The 17892-nt window shown below is 74.4% G+C and carries 12 protein-coding genes; 8 read left to right on the top strand and 4 right to left on the bottom strand.

Annotation, left to right across the window (positions count from 1 at the left end; translation table 11 throughout):
- Positions 1-51: 51 nt before the first annotated feature.
- The 7 genes from ACIPWA_RS12725 to ACIPWA_RS12695 all read left to right on the top strand — a co-directional run bounded on the left by ACIPWA_RS12725 (position 52) and on the right by ACIPWA_RS12695 (position 9678).
- The gene (locus ACIPWA_RS12725) at positions 52-1050 is read left to right on the top strand and encodes a helix-turn-helix transcriptional regulator (protein ID WP_400290617.1); all 999 of its coding nucleotides are present in this window, start codon (positions 52-54) and stop codon (positions 1048-1050) included.
- Positions 1050-2177 (top strand): hypothetical protein, encoded by a 1128-nt coding sequence (locus tag ACIPWA_RS12720; protein ID WP_400290614.1) that lies wholly within the window; start codon positions 1050-1052, stop codon positions 2175-2177. The genes ACIPWA_RS12725 and ACIPWA_RS12720 overlap by 1 nt, the downstream gene beginning before the upstream one ends.
- Positions 2174-4987 carry a multicopper oxidase domain-containing protein gene (locus ACIPWA_RS12715; protein WP_400290612.1) on the top strand — a complete coding sequence of 938 codons (2814 nt, stop codon included), beginning with the start codon at positions 2174-2176 and terminating at the stop codon, positions 4985-4987. The genes ACIPWA_RS12720 and ACIPWA_RS12715 overlap by 4 nt, the downstream gene beginning before the upstream one ends.
- Positions 4988-5086: 99 nt before the next feature.
- Complete coding sequence (locus ACIPWA_RS12710) at positions 5087-5605, top strand: hypothetical protein (RefSeq protein ID WP_400290611.1); 519 nt, start codon at positions 5087-5089, stop codon at positions 5603-5605.
- An 84-nt stretch (positions 5606-5689) separates the two neighbouring features.
- The gene (locus ACIPWA_RS12705) at positions 5690-6811 is read left to right on the top strand and encodes a 5'-nucleotidase (protein WP_400290609.1); all 1122 of its coding nucleotides are present in this window, start codon (positions 5690-5692) and stop codon (positions 6809-6811) included.
- Between the two features lie 9 nt (positions 6812-6820).
- On the top strand, positions 6821-7681 hold the full coding sequence (locus tag ACIPWA_RS12700; RefSeq protein ID WP_400290607.1) for a DUF1353 domain-containing protein: 861 nt from the start codon (positions 6821-6823) through the stop codon (positions 7679-7681).
- 62 nt (positions 7682-7743) lie between these two features.
- The gene (locus ACIPWA_RS12695) at positions 7744-9678 is read left to right on the top strand and encodes a glycerophosphoryl diester phosphodiesterase membrane domain-containing protein (RefSeq protein ID WP_400290605.1); all 1935 of its coding nucleotides are present in this window, start codon (positions 7744-7746) and stop codon (positions 9676-9678) included.
- Positions 9679-9705: 27 nt separating this feature from the next.
- Here the strand turns inward: ACIPWA_RS12695 and ACIPWA_RS12690 are convergent, their stop codons facing one another.
- The 3 genes from ACIPWA_RS12690 to aceA form a co-directional block, all read right to left on the bottom strand.
- Positions 9706-10320 carry a hypothetical protein gene (locus ACIPWA_RS12690; RefSeq protein ID WP_056654528.1) on the bottom strand — a complete coding sequence of 205 codons (615 nt, stop codon included), beginning with the start codon at positions 10318-10320 and terminating at the stop codon, positions 9706-9708.
- A gap of 811 nt (positions 10321-11131) precedes the next feature.
- Entirely contained in the window at positions 11132-12913 is a 1782-nt protein-coding gene (gene aceB, locus ACIPWA_RS12685; protein WP_400290603.1) for a malate synthase A, read from the bottom strand.
- 108 nt (positions 12914-13021) lie between these two features.
- The gene (gene aceA / locus ACIPWA_RS12680) at positions 13022-14437 is read right to left on the bottom strand and encodes an isocitrate lyase (RefSeq protein ID WP_248948671.1); all 1416 of its coding nucleotides are present in this window, start codon (positions 14435-14437) and stop codon (positions 13022-13024) included.
- A gap of 177 nt (positions 14438-14614) precedes the next feature.
- On the opposite strand from aceA, the gene ACIPWA_RS12675 reads away from it, so the two are divergent.
- Positions 14615-16141: a helix-turn-helix domain-containing protein gene (locus tag ACIPWA_RS12675; protein ID WP_400290600.1), complete on the top strand. Its 1527-nt coding sequence runs from the start codon at positions 14615-14617 to the stop codon at positions 16139-16141.
- A 77-nt stretch (positions 16142-16218) separates the two neighbouring features.
- Here the strand turns inward: ACIPWA_RS12675 and metG are convergent, their stop codons facing one another.
- Positions 16219-17829 (bottom strand): methionine--tRNA ligase, encoded by a 1611-nt coding sequence (gene metG, locus ACIPWA_RS12670; protein ID WP_400290598.1) that lies wholly within the window; start codon positions 17827-17829, stop codon positions 16219-16221.
- Positions 17830-17892: the final 63 nt, after the last annotated feature.

The following is a 17892-nucleotide window of genomic DNA, read 5'->3' as shown; positions in this document are numbered from 1 at the left end:
GAGCGGTGGGAGTGGTTCTCCAACGCGCCAAACATTAGTACACTTTATTCCGTGGAAAATACGCAGCCTGCTGGACGGGCAGAGCACCCCGCGCCCCCGCGCCCCGGGTACGGCCCGCCGCTCGTGCGTCGCGCGGTCCGCCCGGCGCGGCTCTCGAAGGCCCGGCTCGCGGTCCTCGACGTCCTCGCGTCCCAGCCCGAGCCCTGCTCGGTCAGCTCGGTCGCGACCGCGCTCGATCAGCACTCCAACACCGTGCGCGAGCACCTCGAGGGCCTGGTCGAGGCGGGGCTCGCGACGAGCGAGAGCGCCCCGGCGCACGGCCGGGGCCGTCCGGCCCGGCTCTACGCCGCGGTCACGGAGTCGCCGACGACGGCGGGCGCCGCCGAGTACGCGGGCCTGGCGTCGGCGCTCGCGGCCCAGATCGCCCGGTCGAGCGCCGACCCCGTGGGCGACGCGCTCGCCGCGGGCCGCGCCTGGGGCGCGGAGCTCGTCGGGGACGTCGAGCTCCCCTCGGGTCCGGGCACGGTTCCCGACGGCGCCTCGCACCCTGCGAGCGGGGGTGGCACAGGGCGCGGGGAGAGCGCGCCGGACGCACGCCGGGAGCCCGGCGGGGGACCCGACGTCGTCGGGCACCTGGGCAGCGCGGGCGACGGTCCAGGGGCCCCCGAGAAGGGGAGACCCGGCCGAGGTGCCGACGACGCCGGGAGCGCCGCGCGTCACGAGGTCGTCGACCTGCTGGATCGCCTGGGGTTCGCCCCTCGGGCCGACGACGACGCGGCCTCGGTCGCGCTGACCCGCTGCCCTCTGCTCGAGGCCGCGTACCGCAACCCCGAGGTCGTGTGCGCGGTGCACCTCGGCCTGGCGCAGGGGGCGCTCGAGCGGCTGGGGGCTCCTCGCGAGGGGACGTCGCTGCTGCCCTTCGCGGAGCCGGGCGCGTGCCGCCTGCACCTGCGCCCCGCGGACGGACCCCCAGAAGGGACCCCGGACCGGCCCGTGCCGGAGGCCGAGGCCACCAGCACCCCCGGCCACGCCGACAGCTCGCACCGCTGATGCGCCGCGTCGTCTTCGTGCTGCCGGCCGGCCTCGCGCTCCTCGCGGGGCTCGACGCGGCGCTCCTGCTGCTCGGCCTGCCGGCCCCGCTCACGACCGAGCGCCTGCCCCAGATCCACGGCGTGCTGCTCGTCCTGGGCTTCGTCGGCACGGTGATCGCGCTCGAGCGCGCCGTCGCGCTGCGCACGCGGTGGGGCTTCGCGGCCCCGGCGCTGCTGGGCGCGGGCGCGCTGGCTCTGCTCAGCCCGGCCCCGCTCGCCGTGGGCCAGGTGCTCCTCGTCGCGGGCTGCGGCGCGCTGTGCCTGGTCTACGTCCCGCTGTGGCGGCGCCAGCACGACGACGCGGTCCTCGTGCAGCTCGTCGGCGCGCTGCTCGCGACGGGCGGGGCGCTCCTGTGGCTCGGCGGCGTGGGCGTCGCCGACGTGCTGCCGTGGCTCGCGTGCTTCGTCGTGACCACGATCGCGGGCGAGCGGCTCGAGCTCGCCCGGATCGCGTTCCTCGGCCGGGGCGCGGGACTGATCCTGTGGGTCTGCTGGGCGCTCGCGGTGGGGTGCGTGGCGACCCTGCTGTGGCCCGCTGCCGGCTACGCCCTGCTGGGTGCGGCCGTCCTGGTGCTGTGCGGCTGGCTCGCGGTGCACGACGTCGCCCGGCGCACCGTCCGATCGACGGGGCTCGCGCGCTACATGGCGGCGTGCCTGCTCGCGGCGTACGCGTGGCTCGCGGTCGCCGGAGCGATCTGGCTCCTCGCCGGGCGCCAGGTCACGGGGCCCGGGTACGACGCCGTGATCCACGCGGTCTTCCTAGGCTTCACGATCTCGATGATCATGGCCCACGCGCCCGTGATCCTGCCCGCGGTGCTGCGCGTGCGGCTGCCGTACACGCCCCTGATGTACGGGCCGGCGGTCCTCCTGCACCTGGGCCTGCTGGTCCGCCTGGGGCTGGGCGACGCCCGGGACCTGCCCGTGGCCCACCAGGTCGGGGGAGTGCTCAACGTGGTCGCGCTGCTCGCGTTCGTGGTGCTCATGCTCGGGGTCGGGATCCGCGCGCGCCTCGCGCCCGCGCCCGGGTCGCGGCCGCGCGACGCCGTCGGGCCTGCACCGTCCCTGCTCGAGGAGACCGCTCCGTGAAGCTCGACCTGTCCGCCCAGCCCGCTCCGCTCAAGCCCCTGACCGACCGCTCCGCCTGGCACCTGCGCGCCAACGCCCCCGTGGTCGCTTGGCTCGTGGCGACCGTGGTCGTCGCCGTGGGCCACCGGTGGATCCCCGCGTCGCCCTGGCTGCTCGTGCACCTGCTGCTGCTCGGCGCGGTGACCAACGCGATCTGCGTGTGGAGCCAGCACTTCACCGACGCGCTCCTGCGCCGCCGGATCACGCCCGCCTCGCGGCGCTGGCAGGTCGCGCGCCTGGTGCTGCTCAACGGCGCGGTCGCCGCGACGGTCGCGGGCATGGTCACGGCGACGTGGGTCGTGACGCTCGTGGGGGCCGTCGGCGTGGGCGTCGCGGTCGCGGCCCACGGCACGGCCCTGTGGCTCCAGTCACGGCAGGCGCTCGCGGCCCGCTTCGCGATCTGCGTGGGCTTCTACGTCGCGGCGGCCTGGCTCCTGCCGTTCGGGGCGGGGCTCGGTGCGACGCTCGCGCGCGGCCTCGACGAGGGGTGGCACAGGCGGGTCGTGCTCGCGCACGCGGGCTTCAACCTGCTGGGCTTCGTGGGCCTCACGGTCATGGGCACGCTCATGACGCTGTGGCCGACCATGCTGCGGACGAAGATGGCCGACGACGCTCCCCGCGCCGCGCGCACGACGCTCGCCCTCATGCTGGTCGGCCTGGCGGGCGGGGTGGCCGCGGTCCTGGCGGCCTCGCCGCCCGTCGCGGCCGTGGGGTTGGCGACGTACCTCGCGGGCATCGGTGTCTCGGTGCGGCCCATGGTCACGGCGGCCCGACGGCGTCCGCCCGCGACCTTCGCGACGTGGTCGGCGGCCTGCGCGCTGGCCTGGCTGGTGGGATCGCTCGCGACGCTGGTCGGCGTCCTGGCGCTGAGCGGGACGTGGGAGGCGGCGGCCGCACGCGTCGGGATCGTGACCGTGCCGCTCGTCGCGGGCTTCGCGGCCCAGGTCCTGCTCGGGGCGCTGACCTACCTGGTGCCCGTGGTCCTGGGCGGCGGTCCCGCGGCCGTGCGCTCGACCACGGCCGTGCTCGAACGCGGGGCCGTGCTGCGGGTCGTGCTGTTCGACGGAGCGCTCGCGCTCTTCGTCCTGCCCGCGCCGAGCCTGGTGCACGTGCTCGCGTCGCTGACCGCGCTCGGCGCGCTCGTGGCCTTCCTCCCGCTGCTCGTCGGGGCCCTGCGCGTCCACCGCCGGGCCCGGCGCACGCCGTTCGTGCCACCGACCGCCGAGGACGTCGCGGCGGCCCACGCCCTGGGACAGGACCTGCGCGCGCGGTCCGGAGACGCCCGCCAGGGACCTCCCGTGGAGGCCGTGACCGGACCGCGTCGCAAGGGGCTGGCCGTGGCCGCGCTGAGCGTCCTTCTCCTGGTCGCCGCGGGCGGCGTGGCCCTGGACCCGGCCGCGCTCGGCACCGGGACGGGAGCCTCGCCGACCGAGGCCGGTGCGTCGGGCGCCGTCGTCCCCACGGGGCGCACGACGACCGTCGAGGTCGAGGCCCGCGACATGCGCTTCTTCCCCGCGACGATCGAGGTGCCCGCCGGGGACACCCTGGTGCTCGTCGTGACCAACACCGACTCCACGGTCCACGACCTCGTGCTCGACACGGGCGCGACGAGCGGGCGGCTCGCCCCGGGGGCGACCGAGACGTTCGAGGTGGGGGTCGTGGGCCGCACGGTCGACGGGTGGTGCAGCATCGTGGGCCACCGGCAGATGGGCATGGTGCTGACGATCGAGCCGGTGGGCGGTTCTGTGGGCGGGACGAGCCTCGCCGACGGCGGTGCCGAACCTGCCGGCGCCGGCGCCGGCAGCGACAGCGAGGCCGGGCACGACGGCATGGCGGGCATGGACCACGGCCCGGTGGGCTCGGGCGACGCGTCGGGCGCCCCGAGCGCCGCGAAGGACCTGGACTTCATGGCGGCCCCGGGCGACGACTTCGTGGCGCGTCCGGCCGAGCTCGCGCCCGCGAGCCCCGAGACCGTGCACCGCGTGCGGCTCGCCGTCTCCGAGCTCGTGACCGAGGTTGCGCCCGGGGTGACGCAGACGTTGTGGACGTTCGGCGGCACGGCCCCCGGTCCGACGCTGCGCGGCAAGGTCGGCGACCGCTTCGAGATCACGCTGGTCAACGACGGCACGATCGGGCACTCGATCGACTTCCACGCCGGGGCGCTCGCCCCCGACCGGCCCATGCGCACGATCGCGCCGGGCGAGGAGCTCACCTACACGTTCACGGCGACCATGTCCGGGGTGTGGATGTACCACTGCTCGACCATGCCCATGTCGGCGCACATCGCGAACGGCATGTTCGGCGCGGTCGTGATCGACCCTCCTGACCTGCCCGCGGTCGACCGGGAGTACCTGCTCGTCCAGTCCGAGTACTACCTCGGGCCGCAGGGTGGCGAGGTCGACCTGGATCGGCTCGCGACGGGCGATCCCGACGTCGTGGCCTTCAACGGCTACGCCAACCAGTACGACGCGGCGCCGCTCCCGGCCCGGGTGGGCGAGCGCGTGCGCGTGTGGGTGCTCACGGCGGGCCCCAACCGGGGGACGGCGTTCCATGTCGTCGGCGGCCAGTTCGACACCGTGTTCAGCGAGGGCGCCTACCGGCTGCGTCCCGGCAACGCCGAGGCGGGCGGGTCGCAGGTGCTGGGGCTCGCGGTCGCCCAGGGCGGCTTCGTCGAGCTCGCGTTCCCCGAGGCGGGGCGCTACCCGTTCGTGACCCACGCCATGATCGACGCCGAGCGCGGGGCGCACGGGTTCTTCGCGGTCACGGGGTAGACGGCCGGGGTGGTGGGCGGGACGTAGGGTGTCATCGGTCCGCCCGTACCGATCACCCGCCGGAGGCAGCATGCACGTCCAGACCCCGAGCCCGCTCGCGTGAGCGGCGTACGGGTCGGTCGCTGCGAGCAGTGCGGCGCCGACGTCCAGTGGCTGCCGTGCTACGACGGCCGTCGTCGGGCCTTCGCGCTCGACGAGGTCCGTAGCGCCCACGCGGGGGACGAGGTGCGCTGGTTCCTGACGTCGAACCGGGGGGCCGTGCCCGGGACGCAGCTCGCGTACTCGCCGACCATGCCGTTCCGGGTGCGTCACGTGTGCCAGCGCCAGCCGCAGGGGTACGGCGAGGAGACGCTCGACAAGGCCGCGGTCCTGCGCTCGGCCCCGCAGGTGCGCGAGTTCCAGGTGCGCCCGCCCTACCGGTTCGGCTACCGGTGGGAGTCCGAGTGGGGCCACATCGTGCACCCCGACCGGGGGCTGTGCGGGGCCAAGGTCATCGGCGAGATGACCCCGCGCGAGGCCGAGCGCCTCCCGACCATGCCGATGTGCAAGGAGTGCGTGAAGCGGTACTCGCGCCGCCACCCGCACGACCAGGTGCGCCGCCCGCCCGAGCCGGCCTGAGCCCGCGTGACGCGCCGCACGCCCGCTCACCCGCCTGCCCAGCCCGCCCCGCCTGCCGGTCCCGCCCGTCCCGAAGGAGCCCCCGTGCCGCCCTACGACCTCGACCACCGGCTCGTCGTCGGCGTCGCCTCGAGCGCGCTGTTCGACCTCTCGACGTCCCAGCGCGTCTTCGACGAGCAGGGCATCGACGCCTACCGCGCCTACCAGGACAGGTACCGCGACCGCATGCTCCGGCCAGGCGTCGCGTTCGAGTTCGTCCAGCGGCTCCTGAGCCTCAACGACCTGTCTCCCGCCGCGGGCGACCCGCTGGTCGAGGTCTTCATCCTGTCCAAGAACGACCCGTCCACGGGCCTGCGCGTCATGAGCTCGGTCGCGGCCCACGGGCTGCCCATCAGCCGGGCGATCTTCACGCAGGGCGTCGCGCCCTACGCGTACATCCCCGCGCTCAACATCTCGCTGTTCCTCTCGGGCGACGCGGGCGACGTGCGCACGGCGACCACGCTGGGACACCCGGCCGGGCAGGTCCTGGGGAGCGCCGCCGTCGGGCGGGGCGCCTCGTCCGGCCCGACGGCGCACCGCACGTCCGGCGCTCGCGTCGCCCGGGGCGACGCACCGGTCGCGGTGGAGCCGGCGGTCGAGGCGGCCGCGATGGGCGACGCGACCGCCGACATCTCCGAAGAGAGCACCGTCGACGCCGAGGTCGGCGAGCTGCGTGTGGCGTTCGACTTCGACGGCGTGCTCGCCGACGACAGCGCCGAGCGCATCTTCCAGTCGGGCGGGCTCGAGCAGTTCCACCAGTACGAGAGCGCGCGCAAGATCACCGAGCACCACGCCGGACCGATCCTCCCGTTCCTGCGCGCGCTGAGCACCATCCAGCGACGCGAGGAGCAACGGGTCGCCGAGGACCCGGGCTACAGGCCCCGCGTGCGCGTCTCGATCGTCACGGCCCGCAGCGCGCCCTCGCACGAGCGGGCCGTCAACACGCTGCGCTCGTGGGGCGTCACGGTCAACGACGCGTTCTTCCTGGGCGGCGCGGACAAGGGCCGGGTGCTGCGCGTCCTGCGCCCGCACATCTTCTTCGACGACCAGCGCGGGCACCTCGACCCCGTGGCGCGCGAGGTCGCGAGCGTCCTGGTGCCGTACGGCGTGACGAACGAGGTGGCGCCGCCCGCGCCCGACGCCCCGGCGCTCGTCCCCGCCGGCTGAGGGAGCGCCGTGCCCTTCCTCGCCCCGCTCCCGGACGACCCCGACCGGTGGACCACAGCCACGACGGTCGACCTGCGCCAGCTCCCCGTGACGGGCCGCTGGAAGGTGTGGTTCGAGGTCCTCACCGCGTTCGGCCACAGCTCGCGGCCCGCCGACGAGCAGACGGCGGACGGCCCGGTCTGGCGGCGCGCGAGCGTCGAGCAGACCGTCCCCGCAGGACTCGTGACCGACCTCGCGTCGGTGCCCATGCCGCTGTGGGGCGTGATCGCGAGCTACGGCCGCCAGACGCTCCCGGCGATCCTGCACGACGCGGCCTCGCGGGAGCTCGCCACGTCCGACGCCCCGGCGAGCGCTCGTCGAGCGGCCCGCCGAGACGCCGACCACCTCTTCCGCGCGACGCTGCGCCAGTCGGGGACGGGCCCCGTGCGTCGCCTGCTCATGTGGGCCGCGGTCCGGCTCTTCGGGCACCTCGGTCTCGCGATCACGTTCCTGCTGTCCGTGGTCGCGGGGCTCGCGGCGCTCTGCCTGGACGCCGCCGGAACCGGGACGCCGTGGGTCCTGGGCGCCGGGACCGTCGCAGGGGGCGCGGCCGCCGCGCTGCTCGTCCAGGCCGTGCTGCTCGGCGTCGAGAGCCGACCCGCCCCGGACAGGCCCCGTCCACGGTGGGTGCCCGGCGCCGTCGGGAGCCTGCTCGGCGCGGCCGCGACCGGCTTCGTCGCGCTGCCGCTGCTGCTCCCGCTGATCGTCCTCACGACCGTCGCCGAGCTCGTCGTGGGCGCGGGCGAGGGCGGCCCCGGCGGGGTCCGGGCGCAGGGCGTCCCGACCGCCGGGCTCCCGGCCACGCGCATCACCTACACGTCGCCCGGGTGAACTCGCCCGCGCAGGTGGTGCGCGGTACGAACGGCCCTCCCACGCGACCGTAGGCTTCGCTCGTGCCACCAGCCGCCCGTCCGACCGCCCCCCGCACTTCCCCGGCCCGCTCGGGCATGCCGCGTCCCGACGACGACGCCGCGCGGCGCACTGCTCGCGACCGACCGCAGCGCACCGCGCTGCTCGGACCCGCCGCGCGCACGGTCCGCGCGCACCTGCCGACGTACCTCGGGGCGGTCCTGCTCCTGCAGGGCGCGGCGGCGCTCGTCGCGGTCCCGCTCATGGTGTGGCTGTTCGACGTGGCGCTCGCGGCCGCGGGCGCCGGCGCGCTCACGCACCTCAACGTGCTGCGCGTGCTGTCGAGCCCGGTCGCGGTGCTCCTCCTGCTGGTCGTGGCGCTCGTCGCGTCGGTCGTGGTCCTGTGCCAGCAGGGCGCGTTCCTCGCGATCGGCGCCCGGCTGCGCGCGGGCGAGCCTGTCTCGGTGCGGGCCGTGGGCGCCGACCTCGCGCGCACGAGCCGCAAGCTCCTCGGCCCCCAGCTCCTGCTGTTCGTGGGCTACTTCTTCGTGCTCGTCCCGGTGGGCAACTTCGGGACCGCGGCGTTCCTGGTGCGCGGCATCGCGATCCCGGAGTTCGTCGTCGGGGAGCTCCTCAAGTTCGACGGCGGCGTCTACGTCTACCTCGCGTTCCTCGCGGGGGTCCTGTTCCTCAACCTGCGGCTGGTCCTGACGCTCGCGTTCCTGCTGACGTCCGACGCCTCGGTGTCCGGCTCCATGACCGCGAGCTGGCGGGCGACGCGCGGGCTCTGGCCGCGCCTCCTGGGCACGTTCGCGGTGGTCGCGCTCGGCGTGGTCGTGGTCGCGGCGGGCATCGTGATGCTCGCGCTCGTCCCCACGCGCGTCGCCGACCTGGCCGCGCCCGGTGCCGCGCCGGTCGTCGCGGGCGTGACGCTCACGGTCGTGCAGGTGGTCGGGTTCGTGCTCGTGGGCTTCGTCGCCGCGCTGCTCACGCAGGTCGTGGTCGTGGTCGCGGGGGAGCGGCGCGAGTCGCTGCCCGACGGCGCAGCTCCCGTCGGCGACATCTCCTCGCCCGGGCAGGTGCCGCCCGTCCTCGGGAGCGGCTGGGCGAGCCGGCCGCGCGGGGTGCGCGCCGCCGTCGGGCTGGGGGCCGTGCTGGTGCTCGTCGCGGTCACCGCGGCCAACACCCGCGCCATGACGACCCTCGCGCGAGAGGAGCCCGGCGCGGTGATCGCGCACCGCGGCGACCCGGGCGGGGGCGTCGAGAACTCGATCGCGTCGCTCGAGTCCGCCGCGGCGCTCGGCGCGGACTACGTCGAGCTCGACGTCCTCCAGGCCGCCGACGGCGGGCTCGTCGTCTTCCACGACCTGACCCTGCGGCGCCTCGCGGGCTCCGACCGCGCCGTGCACACCATGACGCTCGACGAGCTGACCTCGACGACGATCCGCCAGGGCGGGTTCGAGGCGACCATCCCGTCGCTCGAGGAGTTCGTCGAGCGCGCCCAGGAGCTCGACGTGCCGCTCCTGGTCGAGCTCAAGGCGCACGGCCACGAGACGACGACGTTCGTCGCGGACGTCGTCGCGCTCCTGCGGGCGCACGGCGTCGCGGACGACTACCTGGTCCAGTCGATCTACCCCGAGCAGGCTGACGAGGTGCACGCGCTCGGCCCGGAGATCACGGTCGGGTACGTCGTCCCGTTCCTGCGCGGCCCGCTCGGGGTCCTGCCCGTCGACTTCGTCGCGATCGAGCAGTCGTCGGACACCACGCGCGTGCGGGCCGAGGCGCGCGCGGCCGGGATCGACGTCTACGTGTGGACGGTCAACGACCCGGCCGCGATGCGGGCCCAGCTCCGTGGCGGCGTCGACGGCATCATCACGAGCAGCCCGCGCCGCGCCGTGGCCGAGCGCACCGCGGTGCGCGACGACCTGGCCCTGTCGGCACGGCTCGAGGACAAGCTGCGCGACGCGCTCGCGTGGTGACGCCCGGCCCTCGAGGAGCGCGGTGCCTCAGGACTCGGTGATCGCCACGTCGGTGGACAGGTGGACCGGCATGTAGTCGTCGACCGCGAGGACCCACAGGCCGTCCGCCCCTGCGGGGACCTCGAGACAGACGTTGCCCTGGGCCGAGTCGTCGGTGCCGATCAGGCCCGTGCCGACGAGGGAGTCGGGGACGTCGCCGCAGCCTTCCGTGTACTCGTTGCCGTCCCGGTCGACGAACCAGAGGTCGATCGACCCGTGGGCCGTCACCGTGCTCGACGGCCCGAGGTACATCGCGTCGACCGGGACGATCCAGTACTCCATGCCGTCGGCCGGGGACACGTTGACGTCGTTGTGCGCGAGGATCTCGGCGGTCGCCTCGTGCGGGATCTCGAGCAGGACCGACCACTCGTCGGTGTACACCTCGCCCTCGAGCGCCCACGGGTCGTCGAACGTCCCGCCGTCCTCGCCCGCGACCTGGTCGTCGCCGTGCCCGTCCCACGCCTCCTCCTCGTCGGGGGCCGGACCGGCAGACCACGGCTCGGCCGCAGCGTCGGCGAAGAGCTCGTTGCCCGCCACCACGGCCAGGGTCACCGCGGTCGCGCCGACGCCCCCGATGAGCAGGCCGGCGACCCCCGCGAGCACCCCGACCAGGACGCGCGAGGGGCCCGGCGTCCTGGTCGTCCCGTCCGCCGGGAAGCCCGCGGCTCCGTGACTCGGGGTATGCGGGCGCGGGGGACCGTACGGGTTGGGCGCCCCCGGTGCGGCCGAGAGGGGTGGTGCCTGCCCGGGGTACGGGCTGCTGCCCGACGGGGGGATGCCCGGGGCGACGTCTGGGTGGGTGGTGGTCCGCGCGCTCGCCGGAGGCTGGGCGGAGATGCTCGGCGGAGCGGGGGCGGCTGGGGGGACCAGGGCGGCCGGTGGCTGCTGCGGTGCCGGTGCCGAGGTCGGCGGTAGCTGCGTCGTCGGCGGTTGCTGTGCTGGCGGTACGGGCCCGGCGGGCGTGCCGGCTCCGGACCCGGGGAGCGGGGACGAGGGCGGGGCGAACAGGTCACTCACGGGTGCTCCACGGTGCGACGGGACCGGCGGGTCCGGGAAGGGTGTCGCTCGGCAGCTCGCGCGCCGCGCGCCCGGATCATCCCACCTGGGGGCGGCTGCGCGCCAGGGGTATCCGTGCAGGCCAGGACGTCGGAGGGTCGACCGGCGGAGGCTGGCGCCCGTGGTGCCCCGGAACGAGCGTGACTGCCGTCTGGGTCTGGGTCTGGGCCTGGGCCGGGTCGGGTCGGGCAGGGTCGGGTCCTGGTGCTGGTGGTGCCGAGCACGAGGTTCCGCGCACACGAGAACGAGGTTGTGGTCGCTATCCCCTCGATAACGACCACAACCTCGTTCTCGGCACCCGTGGGCACTCGGCCCACCGAGCCCCCAGCCCCGCAAGCACCGGCCCGCGCTCAGGTGGTCAGCCCTCGCGCGGCCCGTCCACGGCCGACCCGACCAGGAACTGCGAGTACGCCCCGATGGTCAGGAACGTCGGGAAGTCCTCGGCGAGCGCGACGGCACGGAACACGTGTGCGGCCTCGTCGACCCGGTTGCCCTCCCCGCGGGGCAGGTCGTCGACGACCTCGGCGAGCAGCGCCTCGACGCGGGCCCGGGTGATGGGCACCCCGTTCTCGGTGCGGGTCCCGGACGCGATCCACTGCCACACCTGCGAGCGGGAGATCTCGGCCGTCGCGGCGTCCTCCATGAGGTGGTCGATCGCCGCGGCGCCCACGCCGCGCAGCCAGGACTCGATGTACCGCACGCCCACCGAGACGTTGGACCGCAGCCCGGCCGCGGTGACCGTCGCGCCCGCACGGCGCACCGACCCGATGTCGAGCAGCTCGTGCTGCCCCACGCTCACGTCGTCGCGCAGCCGCGAGACCTGGTGCGGCTGGTCGCCCAGCACGGCGTCGAACTCGGCACGCGCCGCGGGGATGAGGTCGGGGTGCGCGACCCAGGTGCCGTCGAACCCGTCGCCGGCCTCGCGCCGCTTGTCCGCGCGGACCTGCTCGAACGCCTTCTCGGTCACGTCGGGTCGGCGGCGGTCGGGGATGAACGCGCTCATACCGCCGATCGCGTGCGCCCCGCGCCTGTGGCACGTCGCGACGAGGAGCTCGGTGTAGGCCCGCATGAACGGGGCGGTCATGGGCACCTGCGAGCGGTCGGGCAGGACGTACTGGTCCCCGCGCGTGCGGAACGACTTGATGACCGAGAACAGGTAGTCCCAGCGGCCCGCGTTGAGCCCCGCGCAGTGGTCGCGCAGCTCGTGGAGGATCTCCTCCATCTCGAACGCGGCGGGCAGGGTCTCGACGAGCACGGTCGCGCGGATCGTCCCCTGCTCGATCCCCAGGTACTCCTGCGCGAACACGAACACGTCGTTCCAGACCCGCGCCTCGCGGTAGCCCTCGAGCTTGGGCAGGTAGAAGTACGGTCCGCGGCCGCGCTCGACGAGCTCGCGTGCGTTGTGGAAGAAGTACAGCCCGAAGTCCACGAGCGACGCCGAGGCCGAGACCGCCACGCCCGCGCGGTCGACGTAGCGCAGGTGCTTCTCGATCAGGTGCCAGCCGCGGGGCCGGAACACGATGGTCGGCAGGTCGGTCAGCTCGGTCGAGCGCAGCGCGTACTCTCTGCCCTCGGGGGACGTGAACGCGAGCGTGCCGCGGATCGCGTCGTGCAGCGCGAGCTGGCCCTCGATCACGTTGCGCCACGTGGGCGACGACGCGTCCTCCTGGTCGGCGAGCCACACCTTGGCGCTCGAGTTGAGGGCGTTGATCGCCATCTTGGGATCGGTCGGGCCGGTGATCTCGACGCGCCGGTCCTTGAGGCCGGGGGCTCCGTGCGAGCCGGCGACGCGCCACGACGGGTCGTCGCGCACGGGCCGGGTCGCGGCGCGGAAGTCGGGGTCGATCCCGTCGGCCACGTCCTGGCGGCGCTGCTGGCGGTCCATGAGCAGCCCGTGGCGGGCGGCGAGGAAGCGGTCGTGCAGCGCGGTGAGGAAGTCCAGGGCTTCGGGGGTCAGGATCTCGCGGTAGCGCGAGCCCAGGCGTCCGGTGACGTCCAGGGTGCCCGACGGCGTCGCGCGCCGCGCGTCGTCGTCGCGCCCCTGGTGGTGGCCGGGGTGCTGACCGGACGAGGTGGGCCGGTCGGACGAGGTGCGTGACGTCGTCGGGCCGGACGAGTGGGTCGTGAGGGTGCTGGTCATGGCGGGCTCCGATGGTCTGTGCCGCGAGGTAGAGGGGAGTGGTCGAGGTAGAGGGCTGGAGCCCTCTACCTCGACGCGAGACCTCTACCTCGGCGAGGCGGGCAAGGCTTAGTGGAACTGGGCGGTCTCGGTGGACCCGGCGAGCGCGAGGGTGGCGCTGTCGGGGTTGAGAGCCGTGGCGACCCGGTCGAAGTAGCCGGTGCCGACCTCCCGCTGGTGGCGGGTGGCCGTGTAGCCGTCGACCTCGGAGGCGAACTCGGCCTCCTGCAGCTCGACGTAGGCGCTCATCGCGCGGTCGTTGTACCCGCGGGCGAGCTCGAACATGGAGTGGGACACGGCGTGGAAGCCGGCCAGGGTGATGAACTGGAACGCGTAGCCCATCGCGGCGAGCTCCTTCTGGAAGCTCGCGATCTGGGCGTCGTCGAGGTGCTTCTTCCAGTTGAACGACGGCGAGCAGTTGTACGCGAGCTTCTTGTCGGGGAACTGCGCGTGGATGGTCTCGGCGAACCGGCGGGCCAGCTCGAGGTCCGGCTCGCCCGTCTCGACCCAGATGAGGTCGGCGTACGGGGCGTAGGCCAGGCCGCGCGAGATGACCGTGTCGATGCCCGGACGCGTCCGGTAGAAGCCCTCGGCGGTGCGCTCGCCCGTGAGGAACTCCTGGTCGCGGGGGTCGACGTCGGACGTGATGAGGTCGGCGGCGAGCGCGTCGGTGCGGGCGATGATGACGGTCGGGACGCCCGCGACGTCCGCGGCGAGGCGGGCCGCGTTCAGGGTGCGGATGTGCTGCGAGGTCGGGATGAGGACCTTGCCGCCCAGGTGGCCGCACTTCTTCTCGGACGCGAGCTGGTCCTCCCAGTGCACGCCCGCCGCGCCGGCCTCGATCATCGAGTGCATGAGCTCGTAGGAGTTCAGGGCGCCGCCGAAGCCGGCCTCGGCGTCGGCGACGATGGGGGCGATCCAGTCGCGTTCGGGCGTCCCGAGGGGCGATTCAGCGGTCTCGATCTGGTCGGCGCGCAGGAGCGCGTTGTTGATGCGGCGCACGACGGCCGGGACCGAGTTCGCGGGGTAGAGCGACTGGTCCGGGTAGGTCTGGCCCGACAGGTTGGCGTCGGCCGCGACCTGCCAGCCGGAGAGGTAGATGGCCTTGAGGCCCGCACGCACCTGCTGCACGGCCTGGTTGCCGGTCATGGCGCCGAGCGCGGCGACCCACTCCTCGGTGTGGATGAGGTCCCACAGCTTCTCGGCGCCGCGACGGGCCAGGGTGCGCTCCTCGCGCACCGAGCCGCGCAGGGCGACGACGTCCTCGGCCGTGTAGTCGCGCTGGACGTCGGCCCAGCGAGGGTCGGTCGACCAGGAGAGCGCGAGGTCGGCCGCGGACTGGCGCTGGTCGCCGGCCCGTGCGGGGGAGCTGACAGAGGATGCGACGGGGGCCGTGACGGCCTCGGTCCGGGAGGCCGCGGACGCCGGGCGGGGCGTGGCGTACTCGTTCTCGGAGCGACGGCTGATGATGGGCGGGGTGGTCACGGGGTGCCTCCAGAGCTTCGTTGCGTGCGGTGGTACTCGTTCCGGTCGCCGCTCGGGGTGAGCGGTGGCCGTGGAACGACCTTCCTTCGCCGCGCAAGGGGTCCACAAGGACTTCTTTCGTAGAAGAAGTCGAGTTCTTCTGTTGTGCGCAAGGAGTGACGTGTGTCACCCTCAGTCATGGCAACTGACCCCGGCCCGGCGCAGAAGATCGCTGCGCCGCCCCGCGAGAACCGCGGCCTCCTCGGCGGCACGCTGGCCGTCGAGGACGAGGCCGACGCCCTGACGATCGGCCGCCGCATCCGGCACCTGCGCACCGAGAAGGGCATGACGCTCGACGACCTGGGAGCCGCGATCGGGCGAGCACCCTCGCAGGTGTCCGTGATCGAGAACGGGCGACGCGAACCCAAGTTCTCGCAGCTCCAGGCCATCGCCCGCGCGCTCGGCGCGAGCGTCGAGGACCTGCTCTCGGCCGAGCCGCCCACGCGCCGGGCGGCCCTCGAGATCGAGCTCGAGCGTGCGCAGCGCGGGCCGCTGTTCGCCTCGCTCGGGCTGGGCGCGGTGCGGGTCGGCAAGTCGCTCCCGAGCGACGCGCTCGAGGCCATCGTGGGCCTCCAGCGAGAGCTCGAGCGCCTGCACACCGAGCGGGCCGCGACCCCCGAGGAGGCGCGCCGCGCGAACACCGAGCTCCGCGCGACCATGCGAGCCCAGGACAACCACTTCCCCGAGCTCGAGACCACCGCGCGCGAGCTGCTCGACGGCGTCGGGCACGCCCGCGGTCCCATGTCGCAGCGCGTGGCCGCGGACCTCGCGACGCACCTGGGCTTCTCGCTGCACTACGTGCACGACCTGCCGCACTCGACCCGCTCGGTCATCGACCTGCGCCACCACCGCGTGTACCTGCCGAGCACGGGCACGCGCGCGTCGAGCGACCCGCGCTCGGCCCTGCTCCAGGCGCTCGCGTCGCACGTCCTTGGCCACCACGAACCGCGCGACTACGCCGAGTTCCTGCGCCAGCGCGTCGAGGCCAACTACCTCTCGGCCGCGCTGCTGCTGCCCGAGCGGGACGCGGTCAAGCTCCTCAAGGAGGCCAAGGACGCCCGCGAGATCTCGGTCGAGGACCTGCGCGACGCGTTCTCGGTCTCCTACGAGACCGCGGCCCACCGGTTCACGAACCTCGCCACGACGCACCTGGGCATCGGGGTGCACTTCATGAAGATCCACGAGTCCGGGATCATCCACAAGGCCTACGAGAACGACGGCGTGCGCTTCCCCGCGGACCCCCTCGGCGCGGTCGAGGGCCAGTACGTGTGCCGCAACTGGACCGCGCGCACGGTGTTCGCGGTCGAGGACAGGTTGAGCCCGTTCAGCCAGTACACCGACACCCCGACCGGCACCTACTGGTGCACGTCGCGCGTCCAGGACTCCGACGACGGCCAGTTCTCGGTGAGCGTGGGCGTGCCGTTCGCGCACGTCAAGTGGTTCCGGGGGCGCGAGACGAGCGAGCGAACGGTCTCGCGCTGTCCCGACGAGTCGTGCTGCCGGCGACCGCCCGTGGCCCTGACCGAGCGCTGGGGCGACCAGTCGTGGCCCAGCGCGCGCCCCCACGCGAGCATGCTCGCCGCGATGCCGGTGGGGGCGTTCCCCGGGGTGGACCAGACCGAGGTCTACCGGTTCCTGGAGGCGCACGCACCGGCGCTGCGGTAGCCGTCTGCTGAGTGCGGAGTTCTTGCGAGAACCGCCCGGCGAGTCGCGCAAGAACTCCGCACCCAGCAGGAAGCGGGTCAGCCCAGGCGCGGGAAGACCGGGTCGGGGCTGCCGACCCGGTCGTCGCTGACCCCCTGCCCGCCTGCCGCCGCGACCGGGAGGAGCTGCTCGCGGAGCCGCGCGGCGCCGTCGGGCACGAACGGCGAGAGCTCGGCCGCCACGACCCGGCACGCCTCGACGAGCCGCGCGAGCACCTCGTCCAGTCGTCCACCCGCGTCCGTGTCCCCGGCGCGCTCGCGGGCTGCGAGCTCCCACGGCTTCTCGGCGTTGACGTACCGGTTGGCCGCGTCGACGATGCGCCACACGGCCCCGGTCGCGGTCCGCAGGTCCGCGTCCGCGAGGGCCGCGTCCACGGCAGGGGCGACCTGCCCGACGGCGGAGCCCAGCTCGTCGGGTGCGCTCGCCCGGGTGCGGGGGAGCGCGGGTACGACGCCGTCCCGGAACCGGTGCACGAGCGTGAGCGTACGGTTGACCAGGTTGCCCACGCCGTGGGCCAGCTCGTCGTCGTGCCGCGCGACGAGGCGCTCGGTCGTGAACTCGGCATCGCCCAGGAGCGGGACCTCGCGCGCGAACCACCAGCGCAGCGCGTCGGTGCCGTAGGCGTCCACGAGCCCGACGGGGTGCACCGCGGTGCCCGCGGACTTGGCGAGCTTGGCGCCGCCGGCCGTGACGTAGTCGTGCACGTGGATCGTGGTGGGCAGCGGCTCGCCCGCCGAGAGCAGGAGCGCGAGCCAGTACACCGCGTGGAAACGTGTGATGCCCTTGCCGATCACGTGCACGCGCTCGTCGCCGCCGGACCACCAGGTGCGGTAGTCGTCCGCGGCGCCCGGGTCTGCCTGGTCCGAGCCGTAGCCCAGCGCGGTGACGTAGTTGGTCAGCGCGTCCCACCACACGTACACCACCTGCGAGGGGTCGCCCGGCACGGGGACGCCCCACCCGTCCGAACGGGCTGCTGGCCGCGAGACGCTGAAGTCCTCGAGCCCGGCGTCGACGAACGCGAGGACCTCGTTGCGCTTGGCGGCCGGGTTGATGCGCACGCGCCCCGTCGCGATCTCCTCGCGGATGCGGTCGCCGTAGCGGGACAGCCGGAAGAACCAGTTCTCCTCGACGACGCGCTCGGGCAGGGGCACGTGCTCCGGACAGCGGCCCGACGCGTCGAGCTCGTCGGGGGTGTAGAACTGCTCGCAGCCCGCGCAGTACAGGCCCTCGTAGGAGCGTCGGTAGAAGTCGCCGGCCTCGGCGCAGCGACGCCACAGAGCCTCGACGCCCGGCCGGTGACGGGGGTCGGACGACGTCGACAGGAAGTCGTCCGTGGACAACGACAGCGCAGGGCGCAGGGCGCGGAAGTCCTCGACGCGCTCGGCGACGAACCCCCCGACCTCACGGTCCGCGGCGCGGGCGGCGCTCACGTTCTTGAGGGCGTGGTCGTCGGTGCCGGTCAGGAAGCGGGTCGGCCGCCCGCGCAGGCGTGCGTGGCGAGCCAGGACGTCGGTCTGGACCAGCTCGAGCGCATGACCCAGGTGCGGGTCGCCGTTGACGTAGGGGATCGCGGTCGTGACGTAGAAGGTGGGGCCGGCGGGCGGTGCGGTGCTGCCGGCCGGCGTGGGCTGTGCGGGCGGGAGGGTCATGGCGCAGGGTCCTCTCGGGGACTGCGGCACCTCGGCGGGTGCCTCGACGGACGCCTCGACCGC

This window comes from Oerskovia enterophila, from assembly GCF_044748475.1.
Lineage (GTDB): Bacteria > Actinomycetota > Actinomycetes > Actinomycetales > Cellulomonadaceae > Oerskovia > Oerskovia enterophila.
This window is presented reverse-complemented; position numbering and strand designations above follow the sequence as displayed.

What these genes read in the sequence shown, in the direction of transcription:
- ACIPWA_RS12720 (WP_400290614.1), top strand. Translation starts at nt 1,050, where the DNA reads ATGCGCCGCGTCGTCTTCGTGCTGCCGGCCGGCCTCGCGCTCCTCGCG.
- aceB (WP_400290603.1), bottom strand. Translation starts at nt 12,913, where the DNA reads ATGACCAGCACCCTCACGACCCACTCGTCCGGCCCGACGACGTCACGC.
- ACIPWA_RS12675 (WP_400290600.1), top strand. Translation starts at nt 14,615, where the DNA reads ATGGCAACTGACCCCGGCCCGGCGCAGAAGATCGCTGCGCCGCCCCGC.
- metG (WP_400290598.1), bottom strand. Translation starts at nt 17,829, where the DNA reads ATGACCCTCCCGCCCGCACAGCCCACGCCGGCCGGCAGCACCGCACCG.